Source organism: Anabaena sp. UHCC 0204, assembly GCF_009711975.1.
GTDB lineage: Bacteria > Cyanobacteriota > Cyanobacteriia > Cyanobacteriales > Nostocaceae > Dolichospermum.
Map to the genome: position 1 here is coordinate 94,278 of NZ_VIKW01000012.1, position 16,168 is coordinate 110,445.

A 16,168-nucleotide genomic window follows, 5' to 3' on the forward strand; every position below is an offset into this window, starting at 1 on the left:
CAAATTAGGAATTAAAACCATGAAATCAATTAAATTCACCTTAGTTACTTTAGGAAGTATAGGAATATTATTTCTAGGTGCTTGTAACAATAGCGAACCAGCAGCTACAAACACCCCAGAAGCAACAGCAAAAACCGAAACTGTAGCTAAAACAGACCATACCAAACCCAGTAAAGGAGGTCAAGTTGTCGAAGTTGGTAAATATCATTTAGAATTTGTAACTGAACCGGAAAATAAAGGTACACACTTAGATTTTTATCTTCTCTCTGGAGATAAACATGAAATAATTCCTAACGCAAAAGTAACAGCACAAGTTAAAACACCAAAAGGAGAACAAAAAACCCTCAATTTCACCTATGATCAAGAAGGTAAACACTACGCAGCAGATTTACCAGAATCAGCCGCAGGTGAATATCAGGTAGTTGTACTTTCTGATATTAATGGTGAAAAAGTCAATGGTAGATTTTCATTCAACCGCTAATTTTAATCAAGGAAATATATCAAAATGAAACGTATTTTGACAGGAATTTTCATAGCTACAACATTATTAGTATCTTCTGGTTGTTCATCTACAGTTAAATCTGGTGAAACACCAGTTTCTAATAATGAAACTACTCCCAAAACCGAAAAACCAGAAACAAAACCTATGGGTGATCATCAAGGACACTCTATGGAGCATTCACAACATGATCAAAAACCAAAAACAGTTACCAATGCTAAATTAACTACTCCTAAAACCTTAACTTCTAATCAACCAATTGACTTAGTTATTGATATTCAGGATGAAGCGGGAAAACCAGTCAGTAAATTTGACATTTTCCAAGAAAAACTAATGCACTTAATAGTTGTTAGTGATGACTTAGAACATTTCGACCATATTCACCCAGACTATAAAGAAAATGGTAAATTTGCAGTCAGCGCCAACTTTCCCCAACCAGGAGAATATACACTTTTCAGTGATTATAAACCCGCTGGACAAGCAGAGACTTTATCATTAACAAAAATCTCTATTCCTGGTTCAGTTCCCCTTCCTAAAAGTTTATCTAAATATGAAAAAACTAAAACAATTTCCGATACTAAAGTCAGTTTTAAACCATCTACAGAAAAAATCAAAGCAGGTGAAGATGTAACTTTTACTTTTGACTTAAAAGACAACAAAAACCAACCCATTAAAGACCTACAACCGTATTTAGGAGAAAAAGCTCATTTAGTAGTGATAAAAAGTTCATCTCCTCTCACAACAGCCGATTATATCCACGCTCACGCGCTCAAAAATACAACGGATGGAAAAATTGAATTTCACACAAAATTACCCCAGTCAGGAACTTATAAAATGTGGATGCAATTTAACCGCAATGGTAAAATCAAAACCGCAGATTTTTGGGTAAACGCAGATTAATTATTTTTAATAATGTTGGGTTTCCTTGCGTCAACCCAACCTACTTTTTAAATTTATTATCACCCATGAAAATCTAATAACTATTACTTATTTTTATGGGTTTTCCACCTTGATTTAAAGATGCTGTTAAAGCAGCAAGAATTTCTACTAACTCTCTACCTACCCAACCGGAGGAAATCAATGAAGGAGTATTATTAATCACAGAATTGACAAAGCGATCGCACACTTTTTTTAATGGTTCTGCTTTTTCTAATTCTAATATTTCCTGTTTTTGATTAATAGGAATAAATAATTTTCCCTGTTGCTCAAATTCACCACAAATCAAAGTCAAAGGAGATGATGAGGACATTTCATCAAAAATCAAAGTCCCTTTACTACCCACTACTCCTAATCTTCTTTGTTTATCAGGATTTAGCCAACACAGATGAATATAGGCTTGAAAATTATCTGGATATGTCAATGTTATCCAAACTAAATCAGCTAAACCGGGAGTTGGATGTATTAATTCCTGCTCTTCTCCCTGTAACCATACTGTACCTGTAGCTTGTACTTGTATAGGTAATTTACCCAACCAGGTATTAAAAATGGCAAGGTCATGAATTGCTAAATCCCAAAGAGCATCAACATCTTGACGAACGGGTCCCAAATGGGTACGGGTAGCGTAACCATAGCGTAATTCACCTAATTTACCCGTTTCAATTATACTTTGACCTTTTTCGACTGCGGGGTGAAACAAGTAAGTATGGTCAACCATCAGTATCAATTGCTGATGCTCTGCTAAATGGCAAAGTTCTCGACATTCTTCGGAGTCAAGAGTTAAGGGTTTTTCTGCTAAAACATGATAACCATCTTGGAGAGCTTCTTTAATCAAGCCATAGTGAGTTATGGCAGGTGTAGCAATTACTACCGCTGTTAGTTCAGGAAGTTGTTTGACAGCTTGCCAATCAGTGGTTAATAATACATTTTCATCTAAATTAAATTGCTGTTTAACAGCAGCTAATCTTTCTGGATGATGATCTAATACAGCAATTACACTTACAGAGGGATGTGCTAAAAAGTTGCGTAGCAAATGCACTCCCCAACGTCCTACCCCAATAATCGCAATTTTAATATTTGTCATTTGTTAGTTGTCATTTGTTTAGTTAGTCAGTGGAGATAGGAGTGCGGGAATGTTGTAGACGCAAACTTTTTGAATTGCTTACTCATCTGTCACCTGGGCGCTAATTACTAAATAAGCTTCTTTAGCAGCAGCTTGTTCAGCCGCTTTAATAGAGCGTCCTTTACCTTGTCCTAACATTTTTTCATGTAACCAAACTTCAGCAAAAAAGCGTTCATGAGTGCGGTGAGGTTGACTTGCTTCCAACACTCGATATTCTGGGAGAACTTTGAATTGGGCTTGAGTCCATTCTTGCAAAGCCGCTTTATAGTTGAGTCTAGCAGGATCGAGACGAATCTCTGTGGTTAGTTGTTGGAAATGAGAATCCAACCAAGGACGAATCAGATTGAGATTTTGAGTGCTAAGATAAAGCGCCCCTAAAACTGCTTCAAAAGAATCTGCTAATCGTGACTCTTGGCCAACATGATCAGCCGTAGCACTACCAGCAACCAATAAGTATAATTCTAAACCATATTCTCTCGCTAATTGGGCAAGAATGCGATCGCTCACCAAAACTGAACGAATAGCCGCAAAATCACCGACTGAACAATCAGGATAATGTTCCCATAATACCACGGCCGCCACCAGGCGTACCACTGCATCGCCCACAAACTCTAGCTGTTCATAATTGGCAGTATCAGAAACAGTAGGATGAGTTAGCGCCAAATCCAATAATTGCCACTTTATCGGTGCATTTAGTGACAAACCTAACTTTTGGACTAAACTTTCAAGCTGCCGTTGACGGCGGGGATAAACGCTGGACATTCAATAAAGTGTGAAAATAAGGATTCATAACTCTTAACTTAGCATTAAATTATAATGTATAAATACAAATACTTGATAAAAATCATAATACAGATAAATTTTCGTAGGGGTTTAGCATTGCTAAACCCCTACCTAATTGATATTAATAATTAATTGCTTTTTTTCACTCTTTTCTTTTTCTCTGGTTTGAGTAAGGGAGCATTCAAGGCTTCATATAAATTAAACAAAAACTCAATTCTATTCAATTCATTTACAAATGGTTGTGGACGATAACATAAATCTACAGCTTTATCTAATATTTGATGGGCTTTTACCAAGTCTGGTGGCATAGTTAGAGGATCATACAAGTCTGCTAAACTACTATCTGGATATTTTTCTCTTATTTCTAAAACTGCTTGCGCGGCTGTTTCTACTTTCTGTTTTTGTTTATCATTGACGTTTTCAGGAAATGGATAATTATTATAAACTATGTCTTTGGAATAACGATAATCACTTTTTAATCTTCCACATACATACTTCATCCATGTCATGTGCATTTCTGAAGTAAGAATAGCAAATAAGTAGAGAGTAGCGTTAGGAATTAAAAAACAGAGATTGCTAGTAATAATTTCTGAAGACATAAAACCTATAGGAATATATTTCCTTTTTTCAGAAGATGCACTTGGCACAAGTAAATAATCTGTATTAGGTTGTGCTATCTGACAAAATATAGTAGGTGTAGTTGCAAATTTCCGAGTAGAGGCAGCTTTACTTTCTAACCGGAACTTTTTAACTTTATCTACTCGTTTTAATACCTCTGGTAAAGCTTTGAGTTCCTTTGGAGAAATATCAACAAGCCAAAGACAATACCGACTATATCCATTAATAAACTCTTTTGCTCCTGTATAGGGTCTAATCCATTTCTCAGCTTGAGGTTCTATTTTAATAAATTCTTCCTTTTCAGTTTCAGTAAATATGAAATTACCCCCATCTCTTGGCATACTTCCAAACCGCATTAAGGGAATATTAGAAATGGGAAAACTTTTATTAGTAATAATTGTGTCACTTCCATCTACCAAATATGGATTGATATTTTTAGCTTTTATTGTCAGTGGTTCACTCTGAATATCCTCATAATCAAAAATATATTTTTCAGTAATATCGAAGTTAGCAAAACCAATAATCACACAATGTACAGCAGCATTTCCTTTAGCTTCATTACTCCATTTAAAAGTACGATGGGCAAAATGAATTTTTATCTTATATTTATTGAAGAGGATATTCCAAAGTATAGAAACTTGCTCACCTTGTGAGATAGAATTTGTGGAAACGAAACCTACTGTAATTTTGTTATTTTGGATGATTTTTGCTGCTTTGAGATACCAAGCACAAACATAATCTAAAACACCTGTTCCTTTTTCTCCATAAAAAACATGATCAATATCATTTCTTTGTTGATCATTCATAATCATTGCACCAACAAATGGCGGATTACCTAAAATGAAGTTTAATTTTTCTTTCTCTACAACTGTTTCCCAATCAATTATTAAGGAATTACCATGAACAATTTTCGCAGATTTTGTTAATGGCAATCTGACAAAATATTGTCCAAATTCATGACTAATCTTAATATTCATTTGATGGTCAATTAACCACATTGCCACCTCAGCCACACGCACCGCAAATTCATCATATTCAATACCAGCAAACTGATCGACATCAACTTGAATAAAAATTCTCACATCAATAAAACCCTCTTCTTTCTTATACAATTCACGCAAAACTTTAATTTCTAAATCTCGCAATTCTCGATAAGTGATAATCAGGAAATTACCGCAACCACAAGCAGGATCAAGAAAATGTAAATTAGCTAGTTTTTGATGTAATTCTTGAAGTTTGCTCCGACTACCTTTGACCTTTTCAAACTCTAAATATAAATCATCTAAAAATAGAGGTTTAATTAATTTTTGAATATTCTTTTCAGACGTATAATGTGCGCCAAGATTACGCCGTTCCTTGGGATTCATTACCGCTTGAAACATTGAACCAAAAATAGCAGGTGAAATTTTACCCCAATCTAAAGCACAAGCTTTTAAAAACATTTCGCGCATTTGGCTATCAAAAGCAGCAGGTTGTAAAATCTCCTCAAATAGCTTGCCATTTACATAGGGAAACTGCGCTAAATTAATATCTAAATTTTTTAATCTTTTTTCAGTTGGTGTATTTAATACATGAAAAATGGAAGCAATGTGCATCGCTAAATCACTACCATCGGATTTAGTATGTAAATCAATATATTCCCAAAAAATACCTTTATCAAAAATGCCTGTATCATCAGCAAATAAACAAAAAAGTAACCGCACTAAATAAACTTCTAAATCATGACCTTTATAACCGACTGCTTCTAATAAATCGTGCAGCTTACCCATTAATTCAGCCGCTTCAAGATTTACAGGATCTTCGTCTTTGTAAGTACGCTTTTCATATCCAGCAATAAAATCGAATAAATGTACATGATTAACAAAATCTTTAAGTTCAAACTCTGAAGTAATATTAGTATCTAAATCGTAAATTCTAAACTTTTGAAAATCTGAAACTAAAATATATTTTGGTAATTCATGTTCTTTTAATCCCGGAAAATAGTCTTTAGCCTGTTGCATGGCTTTATCTAAACTTTTGCCCCTGGATTTATGCTCTACTAAAATTACCCCTTTCCAAAGTAGATCAATAAAACCCTGTTTATTATCAGCTTTTTTCACGGACTTTTCAAATGTGGCAACCCGTCGCCGAGAAATACCAAATACATTAAAAAAGCCATCCTAAAATGACTTTGCTTCGGCATCTTCTGAAGTTTCATGTTCCCATTCTTGAGAAAATGCGATCGCTCGACTTTTGATTTCGTTCCAACTTAAGGGCATAGTAATAGTATATTTTTACTTATTTGATGGTTTTTTAGAAATATTTTTCATTCTATTCAAGAAATTAATATCATTTTCAATAAAAAATTTCTCGTTAGGATTTTCCGCATTTTCTAACGCCAAATTCAAATCTCTTTCTGCTTCTTCCAACAATTGTCGGCACATTTCCCATGCTCTTGCCTTTGTTTTTGGATTGCTATTACGATCTCTACCTGCATCTATACATTTTTTTGCCATATCCATCTTAGCCGTTGCCCGCTTTTCTAATAGTGTAGAATTATGAGCAAGATTAGGATATTTTAAAATAGATTCACCTACAAATTTTATCACATCTTCTGGTTCGCCTATCTTTTTAAGATTGACAACAGCTTTGGCAATTTGACCTTCTTCTATTTTACCAGACATGGCAACAGATAAGGCTCTATTTGCTAGGCTTTGATATTTAATATTGTCTTTATCACCAGCAAGTATTTCCGCAATATTGATCAGTGTGTTGGGATTAACTAAGTAAAAATCTAATTTCTTTGTTTCCAGAAAATTATAAAGTTCATTGGGAAGTTTTAATTTAGCAATAACCTCACAATACAAATCTAGTGATCTAAAATTGTACAAATCTTTGTCTAAGAGTGTTAAAACTTGAGTGTTAGCTTCTTGATATTTTTGTAAAATAACTTTGTCTTGAATTTCTTGTAATTCTCTAATAATTTGATGTCTTGGGTGTGCAGGAAGAATACAAGTCAGACTTTCAGGTTCAATTTCAAAGATTGGTTCGGGACATCCTTCTTCTTTCATTGTCCGAATAATAGTTGGAATACCCTGACCTTCTGATTGAGCTAATTGCAGTTTATTAAATAAGTAAGCAAAACTCTGATTTCTCCATTTAGGACTTGCTTTTCCTTGCAAAAATTTCTCTTTATTAACTCCCCAATGTAAAGTTCCTGGAGATTTAACTTCTATTCTATCTGCAAATACTGTAATTCTAATTGGTTCAGGTACTTCATAATCACGGTGAACAATAGCATTAATTACAGCTTCTTGCAAAGCACGCATGGGATACTTAACCTGATTTGGTTTGCTACTTGTTTTATCAAATGCAGTATAGGCTTGAGTATTTAATAGTTCTATGGATCTTTTAGCTTGCTCAACTATTGTTCCAGTTAAAATATAACGTTCTGCTGTTTGTTCACTACGATCTGTTCCTTTATATATTGATAGGATAGTATATGCTTCGGGAAACTTGGATGTAATACTTGTTTTTTTCCCAAACATCAATAAAGTAAAGTTTCTGGGGCGTAATATACCATCTAAATCTGTCCGCACAAACAGAGGAGAAACCAGTTCCGCTATTTGTTCTCGATCTGAAAAGTAATCTTCTAATGATTTTTCAGGAAAAAGCAACCCCATTTCCTGCATACTATCTCTAAAGTTGAGTACATCAATATCAGCTTCTGTAGCATTATTATTTGTCCGTTTATCAAAATATTCTATTTGTTGTTTTTCTGTTAATAATTGCCTCAAAATACCATTTCTGGCTTCTTTAGTTTCTCGACCGATACGAACATAATATTTAGAAATTTCTCCGTCTCTGTATACATGAGCATCACGACTCCGTAAAACTAAAAATACTAAAATTCTGGTGCTGTTATTTTCTGGGTTTTCGATTTCACAAACTTTAGGTGCTATGGCAGGATCAACATAATCCTGACAATATCTAGTTACCTTACCTTCGATTTCTTTTAATTTGTTGGCACTCAGACCTGTATATTGAATTTTCGGAAAACCATGCTCGTCTTTTATCTCTTTTGCTCCACAAATAACATATCCCCCACCAACATTGGAAATGTCGTTGGCAAATGCAGAAATAGTTTTTACTATTCCTTGAGCAATCTTAATATCATCTCCATTCTCTTTCCATTCTACTTGTTCGCTTTCTCTACGGGCAAGCTCTTTTAAATCTATGTTGCAGTCCATAAAGTAAAAATTCGATTTATTGTTTATTATTTACTTACTTCCCATTATATAGAACTCCTATTTGATTTTTAATAGCTTGCGTGGCGTAGCTATATAAACTCAGTAAATAGGTGAACGGAAAAAACTAAAATATGTAACGAAAAGCAAAATCTCCCAAAACCTCTTCCCTGTTCCCTACCTTTACTAAAAAACGAACTATGGAAAATAAAAATCCATAATTCGTTTCAGAAGAGAGTCGGTAGTAAGCCGGGTTCTGTTCTCTTGCGAGGGCAGTTATCTATCTGGGATGCTTGTTACCAAACACCTCTAGCGGCTCTTTTTCAGCGGAACTGGTAAAAGACCAACCGTAGTTCCTCCGGCCTTGCTTCCAACCGGGGTTTACCGAGCCAACGCCTCTCGACGCTGCTGGTGCGCTCTTACCGCACCTTTGCACCCTTACCAACCAATAAATTGATTGGCGGTATCTTTCTGTGGCACTATCCTCACGATCGCTCGCACTGGACGTTATCCAGCAAGTTTGGTCTTTCGGAAGCCCGGACTTTCCTCAAACCAGTCTTAATGACTGATCTGCAACTGCCTACGCCTACTCCCTTCCTATTTCTAGTTTACAAGATTAGCCGGAAAGTTTAAAAGCCCCTGAGAAACAGGAACTATAGTTCCGTCTTTCGTGCTACCCTTCGGGAACGCCAAGGGCGAACAGACAGGGGATGAAAAACGCCACGAGCGGTTTTAACCGCCTTCAATATTGTCTTTGTTCCCTTTGAGTTTCAAGCTGTCTACCCAGTCTTCAATCAGCGAGGTAATAGTTTTTTCTCTTTCTAGGGAGTACAAATACAGCTTGTGCTTTCTGCGTTCCGAGAGTCGGACTGATACTGTCTTATCTTTCATAATGTATTGCGGCTGTTTATACAGTATGTTATCATAAGAGAAAGGAGAATAACACAATGTATGGATGCCAGCAAATATTAATCAGCCCTAACAAAGAGCTAGGAGCGATTCTTGAGTTCTTGTGTGGGGAGTCAAATAAACTTGCTAATTGTGGGACTTATTATGCTAGACAATTATTTTTTAAAACGGGTAAAATTCCTAGCAAGTTTGACTTACATCGTGAGTTAGCAAGTAATTTACATTTTGGAGCGATGTATTCTCAAGCTGCACAGCAATGTTTGACAACTGTTGCCGAATCTTTCAAGTCTTATATTGGACTTTTGAAAGGAATTAAGAAAGGTGCTGTAACTCAAAAACCCAAGTTACCTGGATACCGAAAAGGTGGATTAAATCTCGTAGCTTTTCCCGGACAGGCTATTAAATTAAAGGATGGTAAACTAAGATTTCCTTTAGGCACTAAAGTAAAAGTTTGGTTTGGACTTGATGCTTTTTATGTTCCTATGCCCTCAAACTTGGAGTATAAAAACATCAAAGAATATCGGATATTACCAAGGAATAATGAGTTTTATTTAGAACTTGTCTATAAAGTATCTCCATTGAAAGTTGACGTGAATATCGAGAATGTCTTATCAATTGATCACGGGCTAAATAATTGGTTAACCTGTGTCAGCAATATTGGGACATCTTTTTTAATTGACGGACGCAAGTTAAAATCAATGAATCAGTGGTACAACAAGCGAGTTTCTATTCTCAAAGAAAACCAACCCCAAGGCTTTTGGTCTAAACAATTAGCGTCAATAACCGAAAAACGTAACCGACAAATACGTGATGCTGTAAACAAATCTGCTCGAATAGTTATCAGCCATTGTCTTGATAATAAGATTGGAACTGTAATCTTTGGATGGAACACTGGGCAAAAAGATTCTATAAATCTTGGCTCTAAAACCAATCAAAAGTTTGTTCAAATCCCAACGGCACGACTTAAAAACCGTATTGCTCAACTTTGTGAACAGTGCAGTATCAAGTTCATGGAAACTGAAGAATCTTATACTTCAAAAGCATCGTTTCTAGATAATGATTTTCTACCTACATTTGGTGAAAAACCCGAAGGGTGGAAAGAGTCAGGAAAAAGAGTTAGTCGGGGTTTGTATCATTCTCAGGATGGTACAAAAATAAATGCAGATTGCAACGGTGCAGCTAATATTTTCAGAAAAGTAGCGGTAAAACTAGGATTAAGTTCTAGTGGAATCAGTAGAGGCGCATTGACATCGCCGTTAAGATTATTTATTTGGTCTTAAGAATCCCCGTCTCTTTAGAGCGGGGAGTGTCAACTGTAAAAATTACTTTTTCTTATTCCAAGGCAAAGCATAAGTCCAAGGAAGCTTTTTAATCGTAAAAGGACAATTAATAATTGACACTGGTGGAACATTTATTCCTGGAGAAATACCAACTCTCATTTCCGAAATTCGCAGCACGATTTGTAATGAAAATTCCAAATCTTTTTTGCCATCTATAAAGTCTTTATATAACTTCTTTTGCTTATCGTTCTTTTTTATGGCAGCAACATTAATTAAAGGCGAAGCAGGTTGGTAAATACCTAGTTCTTTATCTCTTTGAAAAACATCTTCGGCGGTGACATTTTCAGTAATTGTCTTTTTAGGAGCGATAATAGTAGGAACTTGCGGTATAGCTAAATCGCGGGTTAAATCTGGGGATTTACGAATCACCCGGCGGGATTGTTGGGTATGTTCAACCACAAAAGAACTATTATCCCAGTCAACATATATGGCAATACTCTCTGATTTATTTTCAATACTCATTGATAATTCTTTGAGATCAGTTTCTATTTTATCTAAACCATAATTACTTGTTTTAAAGGAAATTCCTAATGTATCTTGGAGATTTTGTTCTTTCAACTGATCATCAACAGCACCTTTTTGGAAATCTAGTTTTACTAGATCGTCTATAGATTCAATCATGCGATTAAATGTGTAATAGACAGTAAGTATATAAATCATCAAAATAATCAGATTTTGGTCGCCACTTTGCATTTTAATAACCCTGAATAGATAATAAACAGTACGGAGAGACTAACATAAGTAAAGCATACCCCAGTAACCTAACCTACGCCCAATATGAATTTCTGCGTGACATGATTCCAGAACCCAAACTTAGTGGTAACAAGTGTGAAGTCTAGATGTGGACAGTCCTAAACAGGATTTTCTATATGTTGCTAGAAGGAGTAAGATAGAGAGCATTACCTAGAGACTTTCCTCGATGCCAGACAGTGTACACATATTTGTACACATATTTCCGAACTGTAGTAAAGATGGGACATGGTTGCACATCCACAATAGTCTGCGACAGTGGACACGGATTGGATAGGAACGGCTCGGTTTACATCTGAATCTATGAAACTATTTGTTTTTGATATTGATTATTCCATCGTTCATTAGTAAAGAAATGGTTACAAAATATCAAGAAAACTGCAATTTTTCGAGAAATATGTCTTGTTCTCCCTTAATAAATTATAGTTGTAAACATAAAAACTTTACTGTAACTTCAGTAGTGCAAATAACAGCATCCGATTTCAAAGCTAATTTACTGGTTGTTGATGATCATCCTGATAACCTCAGGACACTTTCGGCAATTCTTAGCAAACAAGGCTATAAAGTTAGAAAAGCAATTAGTGGAGAAATTGCTTTGCATACTATCGGGGTTCAATTACCGGATATAATTCTTTTAGATATTAAAATGCCTGGTATAGATGGATATACAGTTTGCTCAATTCTGAAAAAAAGTGATCATACTCGTCATATTCCGATTATTTTTTTAAGTGCGTTAGATACTATTTCTGATAAAGTAAAAGCCTTTAAAATTGGTTGTGCTGACTATATTACTAAACCTTTTCAAACTGAGGAGGTGTTAATTAGAGTTGAACATCAATTAACTATTTTGCGACAACGACAAAAACTCAACCAACAACATCAAAATTTACAACAAGAAATTAATGAAAGAAAGCAAATTGAATCTAAATTAAAATTTTTGTTAAAAACTATTAATTTAATCAAGCAAGCTGTGAATTTTGATCAGGCTCTTGATGCTGTATTATCTGAACTCCGGCAAGTGCATAATTGGGACTATGGTGAAGCTTGGATGACTAATAAAGAACAGACAAAATTGTATTTAAGTAAAGCTTCTTATGATAGTTCTGATCAACTTTTAATTTCTTTTGCCCAAGCTAGTAAAGAATATACTTTTAGTTATGGAATAGGAGTGCAGGGTAGGGCTTGGGAAGCACAAAAATCAGAATGGATTGAAGATATTGAGCTAATAGAAAAAGATATGTTTTTGCGTTGGGAACTAGCCCAAAATGCTCAACTTAGGTCTATACTTACTGTACCGATCACCCTGGAAAAACAAGCTCTAATTGTCATGTGTTTTTTCAAGCGATCGCCTATCCCCTATAATCTAGAACTACTAGAGTTAGTCAATGCTGTAGCAATAGAACTTAGTGGATTTATTCAAAATAAACAAACGGAAGAAGCTCTCAAACAAGCTAATAAAGAATTAACAAAGTTAGCAAATATAGATGCTTTAACTCAAGTTGCTAATCGTCGCTGTTTCAATGAAAATCTTAGTAATGAATGGCTACGAATGCGTCGCGAACAAGCATATTTAGCATTAATTATGTGTGATATAGATTATTTTAAGTTATACAATGATTTCTATGGTCATCAAGCCGGAGATGAATGTTTATATCAAGTAGCTCAAGCAATTTCACAAACTTGTAAACATTCTACAGATTTAGTAGCTCGTTATGGGGGTGAAGAACTGGTAATATTATTACCAAATACTGATTTAGAAGGAGCAGTTTATGTTGCTAAACAGATTCAAAATCAGATATCTAATATGGCGATTCCTCATCAATGTTCTTTAGTAAATACTTGTATCACAATGAGTATGGGCGTTACTAGCATGATTCCTAATAATGACAATTCTCCAGTTAGTATTATTGCCGCAGCCGATAAAGCACTTTATACAGCTAAAGCTCAAGGACGTAACACCTACTGTATTTATTCTCCTGTTTAATTAACTAAAAAGTCAGTAACTCAGCCTTAAAGGATGGCTATATGAATAATTCTAATTTAGGCAAAATACACAGTTTTGATTATTTACGAGCTATTTGTTGTCTTGTTGTAGTTGCCATACACACAAATATATCTAGCTTATTTACCAGCCATGAAAATCTAGCTAATATTATTACATATAACTTATTTGATTTAGCAGTTCCTGTATTTTTTCAAACAGCCCTAGTTTTGTTTTTTATTAATAGGCGAAAATATCAAGATTATTTTCTCAAAAAAAGAGTTTTGAAATTAATTAAACTTTATTTATTCTGGGGATTATTTGCTCATCTCTTTAATTTAATGACAATTAATCAAATATATATCAATTACCTAAATCAACTGCTAGACTTAAAAATCCTGATCAGATTTATGATCCAAGATGGATATTCTAACCCATTTTATTTTTTCTTTTCTCTACTATTAATAACTAGTTTGGCTGAACTATTTGCAATTATTATTGATCAAAATCAAGTTAAATCAGAAATTATAGCTTATACGGGTTTAATAATTTCCTGTTTAATTGTTTTTCTACTACCTTTAAGTACAATTTTTCTTGGTCAAGAATTTTATGATCTTTCACAAAGTTTCAATCCTCTAAATTTTATTCCCTATATTTTTTCTTCATTTCTGATTACTAATAATTTAGAAAATAAACCAGAAGTAAACAATAACTATAAACAAATACTGATATTAATAATCATCTCCTCTAGCCTAGTATTTATGGAATGGCAATATATAAGTCAGCCTTTGTTATGGGGAGGAATAACAGGAAATTCTCTTCCAGTCTACTCTCGATTATCTTTAGTTTTTAGTGCTTGGTTAATCACTTTAATTTCCTTAAATATTTCCTATCCACCTCATCATATCTTCAAATCATTATCTAATTTATCGCTAGGTATATATTGTTTACATTCTTTTTTGTACTTATTGCTTCTAAAAGTGATAGGAATGTCGCCATCTCAACCTTATCTAATAATTATAATATTCTTGATTGTCATTTTATTATCAGTTTTGCTGACAAATATATTCAAAAAAATACCATTATTTCAAGATTACATTTAGGAAATAAGTAGGTAGGTGGGAAAACTTATAACTATGTCATTGCGAGTGGAACGGAGTGGAACGCAGCAATCCCAAGAGTTTTGGGTAATTTACAGTTCGTTACATAGTTGGGTTGATTAGCATCTACCTACTTAGTGAGCTTCAAAAACCTTAATTAATATCAATACCATTTTTAGAAAGAACAATAACTTGCTGATGATATTTTCTCAAACTAGGCCGATGTCCCACACTAATAAATGTAGTTCCCGTTTCTACTAGTAAACTATAAAGACTAGCTTCATTATTTTCATCTAACGCACTTGTCGCTTCATCCAAAATTGCATATTTTGGTTTGGTAACTAAAAATCTCGCAAAAGCTAATCTTTGTTGTTCTCCTAAAGAAAGGACATCACTCCAATCTTGTTCTACTTCAAAGCCTCCAAATCTATCTGCTAAGTCTGATAAATTAACTGTATCCAAAATTTGATGCAGTTGTTTGTCACTCAAATTGATTTTGGCGTTAGGATAAAATAACTGATCTCGCAGAGTTCCTAAAATCATGTAAGGACGCTGGGGTAAAAATAGAATTTCTGCTAATTCTGGACGAAAAATCACACCTGTTCCAGAATTCCATAAACCAGCTAAGGCTCGTAATAGGGAGCTTTTTCCACAACCACTTTCTCCCATAATTAATAATCCCTCTCCGGTTTGTAGTTCGACAGAGAGGTTTTTAAATAAGGTTTTTTGATAATTGGGAGTCTGCAAAGTTAGGTTTTCTACAGCTAAACGATTATCTTTAATCAGGTCAATAATCTGAGGATGATCTGTACCTTTAGTTGGATGTTTTAAGTATTCATAAAACACATATAAACGATTAATTGAAGCCCCAAACTTAGTAAACTTTTCAAACTGATACATGATCACATTCACAGAAAAAGCCACTTGTCCAAAAGCACCACTAGCTTCTGTGACTTTTCCTAATTCAATTTCACCTGATAAAATTTGATTTCCTAAAATGAGTGCAGGAATAATTACGGGAAGATAACTAAATTGATATTTAAAGATATTTAAATATACTTCTGACCATAATATCAATCTCTGAAAATTATTAAATACTTGATTGAATATGAGTTTAACTTTATTTTCTTCTTGGGAAATACCATTATAGAAGGCGATAGATTCGGCATTTTCCCGAATCCGCACTAATCCAAATCGGAAATTAGCTTCTTTTTTGAGTTGTTCAAAATTGAGATGAGTTAATTTTCTCCCATAAAAAACAATGGTGATACCGTAGGCTAATGTAGAATAAATAATTAAAGCAATAACGAGATTTTGGGAAATAGACCAAAGAATTACACTAAAAGCAGTAACTACATAGATAGATTCAATAATATTCACAAAAAACTGTAGAGATTGCTGACAAAAACTAGCTATATCATCAGCAATCCGTTGATCTGGATTATCAATTTCTTTATGAGAGTAAGTAAGTTCATAAAAAGCGCGATCGCTAAAATATTTATCCAGTAAATAATGGGTCAACCATCGTCGCCAATAAATACCAATTTTTTCTCGCAGATAACCATAACCAGAATTCAATAATCCAAAGATGATGATTCCCCCTAATGCAACCAGTATACTTTGCCAAAATCGAGGACTATCTTGAGCCGAAAGGGCAGAAATTAAATTACCTTGGATAGTGTTTAAATATACTTTTAGTTGAGTATTGGCGAATAAGAATACACCTAAAAGTACCAGGAGTCCCGTAGCACCTAGTTTTTCATTACCTAACCAATAGAGTTGAGCGATCGCCCAAAACCGCCTCACTACCGCCAAATTAAATCTATTCATTTGTTAATTTTATAATCAGTCGTCCGAAATCTCCCGGAAGTAACAATAGTCATATTACTAACCAAACAGGGAA

11 protein-coding genes, 1 other RNA gene and 1 pseudogene are annotated in these 16,168 nt (G+C 34.4%); 5 read left to right on the forward strand and 8 right to left on the reverse strand.

Translation table 11 applies throughout. From position 1 onward, the window contains the following. The first annotated feature begins 19 nt into the window (after window positions 1–19). Both FJR04_RS12360 and FJR04_RS12365 read left to right on the forward strand, forming a co-directional pair. A complete protein-coding gene (locus FJR04_RS12360) occupies window positions 20–481 on the forward strand; it encodes a copper resistance protein CopC (RefSeq protein WP_168495106.1) in 462 nt (153 codons plus the stop codon). Window positions 482–505: 24 nt separating this feature from the next. Continuing rightward, window positions 506–1,399, forward strand: a complete 894-nt coding sequence (locus tag FJR04_RS12365; protein WP_168495108.1) for a hypothetical protein — start codon at window positions 506–508, stop codon at window positions 1,397–1,399. Window positions 1,400–1,472: 73 nt separating this feature from the next. Here FJR04_RS12365 and FJR04_RS12370 read toward each other — a convergent pair whose 3' ends face one another. From FJR04_RS12370 to rnpB, 6 genes and pseudogenes are all read right to left on the reverse strand, one after another. Continuing rightward, window positions 1,473–2,519: a Gfo/Idh/MocA family protein gene (locus FJR04_RS12370; protein ID WP_174763537.1), complete on the reverse strand. Its 1,047-nt coding sequence runs from the start codon at window positions 2,517–2,519 to the stop codon at window positions 1,473–1,475. A 78-nt stretch (window positions 2,520–2,597) separates the two neighbouring features. After that, window positions 2,598–3,320, reverse strand: a complete 723-nt coding sequence (gene rnc / locus FJR04_RS12375; RefSeq protein ID WP_168495110.1) for a ribonuclease III — start codon at window positions 3,318–3,320, stop codon at window positions 2,598–2,600. Between the two features lie 149 nt (window positions 3,321–3,469). After that, complete coding sequence (locus tag FJR04_RS12380; RefSeq protein WP_371717837.1) at window positions 3,470–5,728, reverse strand: class I SAM-dependent DNA methyltransferase; 2,259 nt, start codon at window positions 5,726–5,728, stop codon at window positions 3,470–3,472. After that, window positions 5,711–6,103: pseudogene (locus FJR04_RS26640) on the reverse strand (type IIL restriction-modification enzyme MmeI); the annotation flags it as partial. The pseudogene FJR04_RS26640 and the gene FJR04_RS12380, both read right to left, overlap by 18 nt. A gap of 129 nt (window positions 6,104–6,232) precedes the next feature. Beyond that, a complete protein-coding gene (locus FJR04_RS12385; protein ID WP_168495112.1) occupies window positions 6,233–8,188 on the reverse strand; it encodes an ATP-binding protein in 1,956 nt (651 codons plus the stop codon). 226 nt (window positions 8,189–8,414) lie between these two features. Continuing rightward, an RNA gene (rnpB, locus tag FJR04_RS12390) (RNase P RNA component class A) lies at window positions 8,415–8,779 on the reverse strand. Window positions 8,780–9,132: 353 nt separating this feature from the next. Here rnpB and FJR04_RS12395 point away from each other — a divergent pair. Next, window positions 9,133–10,374, forward strand: a complete 1,242-nt coding sequence (locus FJR04_RS12395) for an RNA-guided endonuclease TnpB family protein (protein ID WP_168495114.1) — start codon at window positions 9,133–9,135, stop codon at window positions 10,372–10,374. 42 nt (window positions 10,375–10,416) lie between these two features. Here the strand turns inward: FJR04_RS12395 and FJR04_RS12400 are convergent, their stop codons facing one another. Continuing rightward, the gene (locus FJR04_RS12400) at window positions 10,417–11,127 is read right to left on the reverse strand and encodes a hypothetical protein (protein WP_168495116.1); all 711 of its coding nucleotides are present in this window, start codon (window positions 11,125–11,127) and stop codon (window positions 10,417–10,419) included. Between the two features lie 454 nt (window positions 11,128–11,581). Between FJR04_RS12400 and FJR04_RS12405 the strand changes: the two genes are divergently transcribed. Continuing rightward, the gene (locus tag FJR04_RS12405; protein ID WP_168495124.1) at window positions 11,582–13,168 is read left to right on the forward strand and encodes a diguanylate cyclase domain-containing protein; all 1,587 of its coding nucleotides are present in this window, start codon (window positions 11,582–11,584) and stop codon (window positions 13,166–13,168) included. A gap of 41 nt (window positions 13,169–13,209) precedes the next feature. Next, window positions 13,210–14,268 (forward strand): acyltransferase, encoded by a 1,059-nt coding sequence (locus tag FJR04_RS12410; RefSeq protein WP_168495126.1) that lies wholly within the window; start codon window positions 13,210–13,212, stop codon window positions 14,266–14,268. Window positions 14,269–14,418: 150 nt separating this feature from the next. On the opposite strand, the gene FJR04_RS12415 is transcribed toward FJR04_RS12410, so the two are convergent. After that, window positions 14,419–16,095, reverse strand: a complete 1,677-nt coding sequence (locus FJR04_RS12415) for an ABC transporter ATP-binding protein/permease (protein WP_168495128.1) — start codon at window positions 16,093–16,095, stop codon at window positions 14,419–14,421. Between the last annotated feature and the right edge of the window lie 73 nt (window positions 16,096–16,168).

What these genes read in the sequence shown, in the direction of transcription:
- FJR04_RS12405 (WP_168495124.1), top strand. Translation starts at nt 11,582, where the DNA reads ATGTCTTGTTCTCCCTTAATAAATTATAGTTGTAAACATAAAAACTTT.
- FJR04_RS12365 (WP_168495108.1), top strand. Translation starts at nt 506, where the DNA reads ATGAAACGTATTTTGACAGGAATTTTCATAGCTACAACATTATTAGTA.
- FJR04_RS12415 (WP_168495128.1), bottom strand. Translation starts at nt 16,095, where the DNA reads ATGAATAGATTTAATTTGGCGGTAGTGAGGCGGTTTTGGGCGATCGCT.
- FJR04_RS12380 (WP_371717837.1), bottom strand. Translation starts at nt 5,728, where the DNA reads ATGGGTAAGCTGCACGATTTATTAGAAGCAGTCGGTTATAAAGGTCAT.
- FJR04_RS12410 (WP_168495126.1), top strand. Translation starts at nt 13,210, where the DNA reads ATGAATAATTCTAATTTAGGCAAAATACACAGTTTTGATTATTTACGA.
- FJR04_RS12395 (WP_168495114.1), top strand. Translation starts at nt 9,133, where the DNA reads ATGTATGGATGCCAGCAAATATTAATCAGCCCTAACAAAGAGCTAGGA.
- FJR04_RS12400 (WP_168495116.1), bottom strand. Translation starts at nt 11,127, where the DNA reads ATGCAAAGTGGCGACCAAAATCTGATTATTTTGATGATTTATATACTT.
- FJR04_RS12385 (WP_168495112.1), bottom strand. Translation starts at nt 8,188, where the DNA reads ATGGACTGCAACATAGATTTAAAAGAGCTTGCCCGTAGAGAAAGCGAA.
- FJR04_RS12370 (WP_174763537.1), bottom strand. Translation starts at nt 2,519, where the DNA reads ATGACAAATATTAAAATTGCGATTATTGGGGTAGGACGTTGGGGAGTG.
- rnc (WP_168495110.1), bottom strand. Translation starts at nt 3,320, where the DNA reads ATGTCCAGCGTTTATCCCCGCCGTCAACGGCAGCTTGAAAGTTTAGTC.
- FJR04_RS12360 (WP_168495106.1), top strand. Translation starts at nt 20, where the DNA reads ATGAAATCAATTAAATTCACCTTAGTTACTTTAGGAAGTATAGGAATA.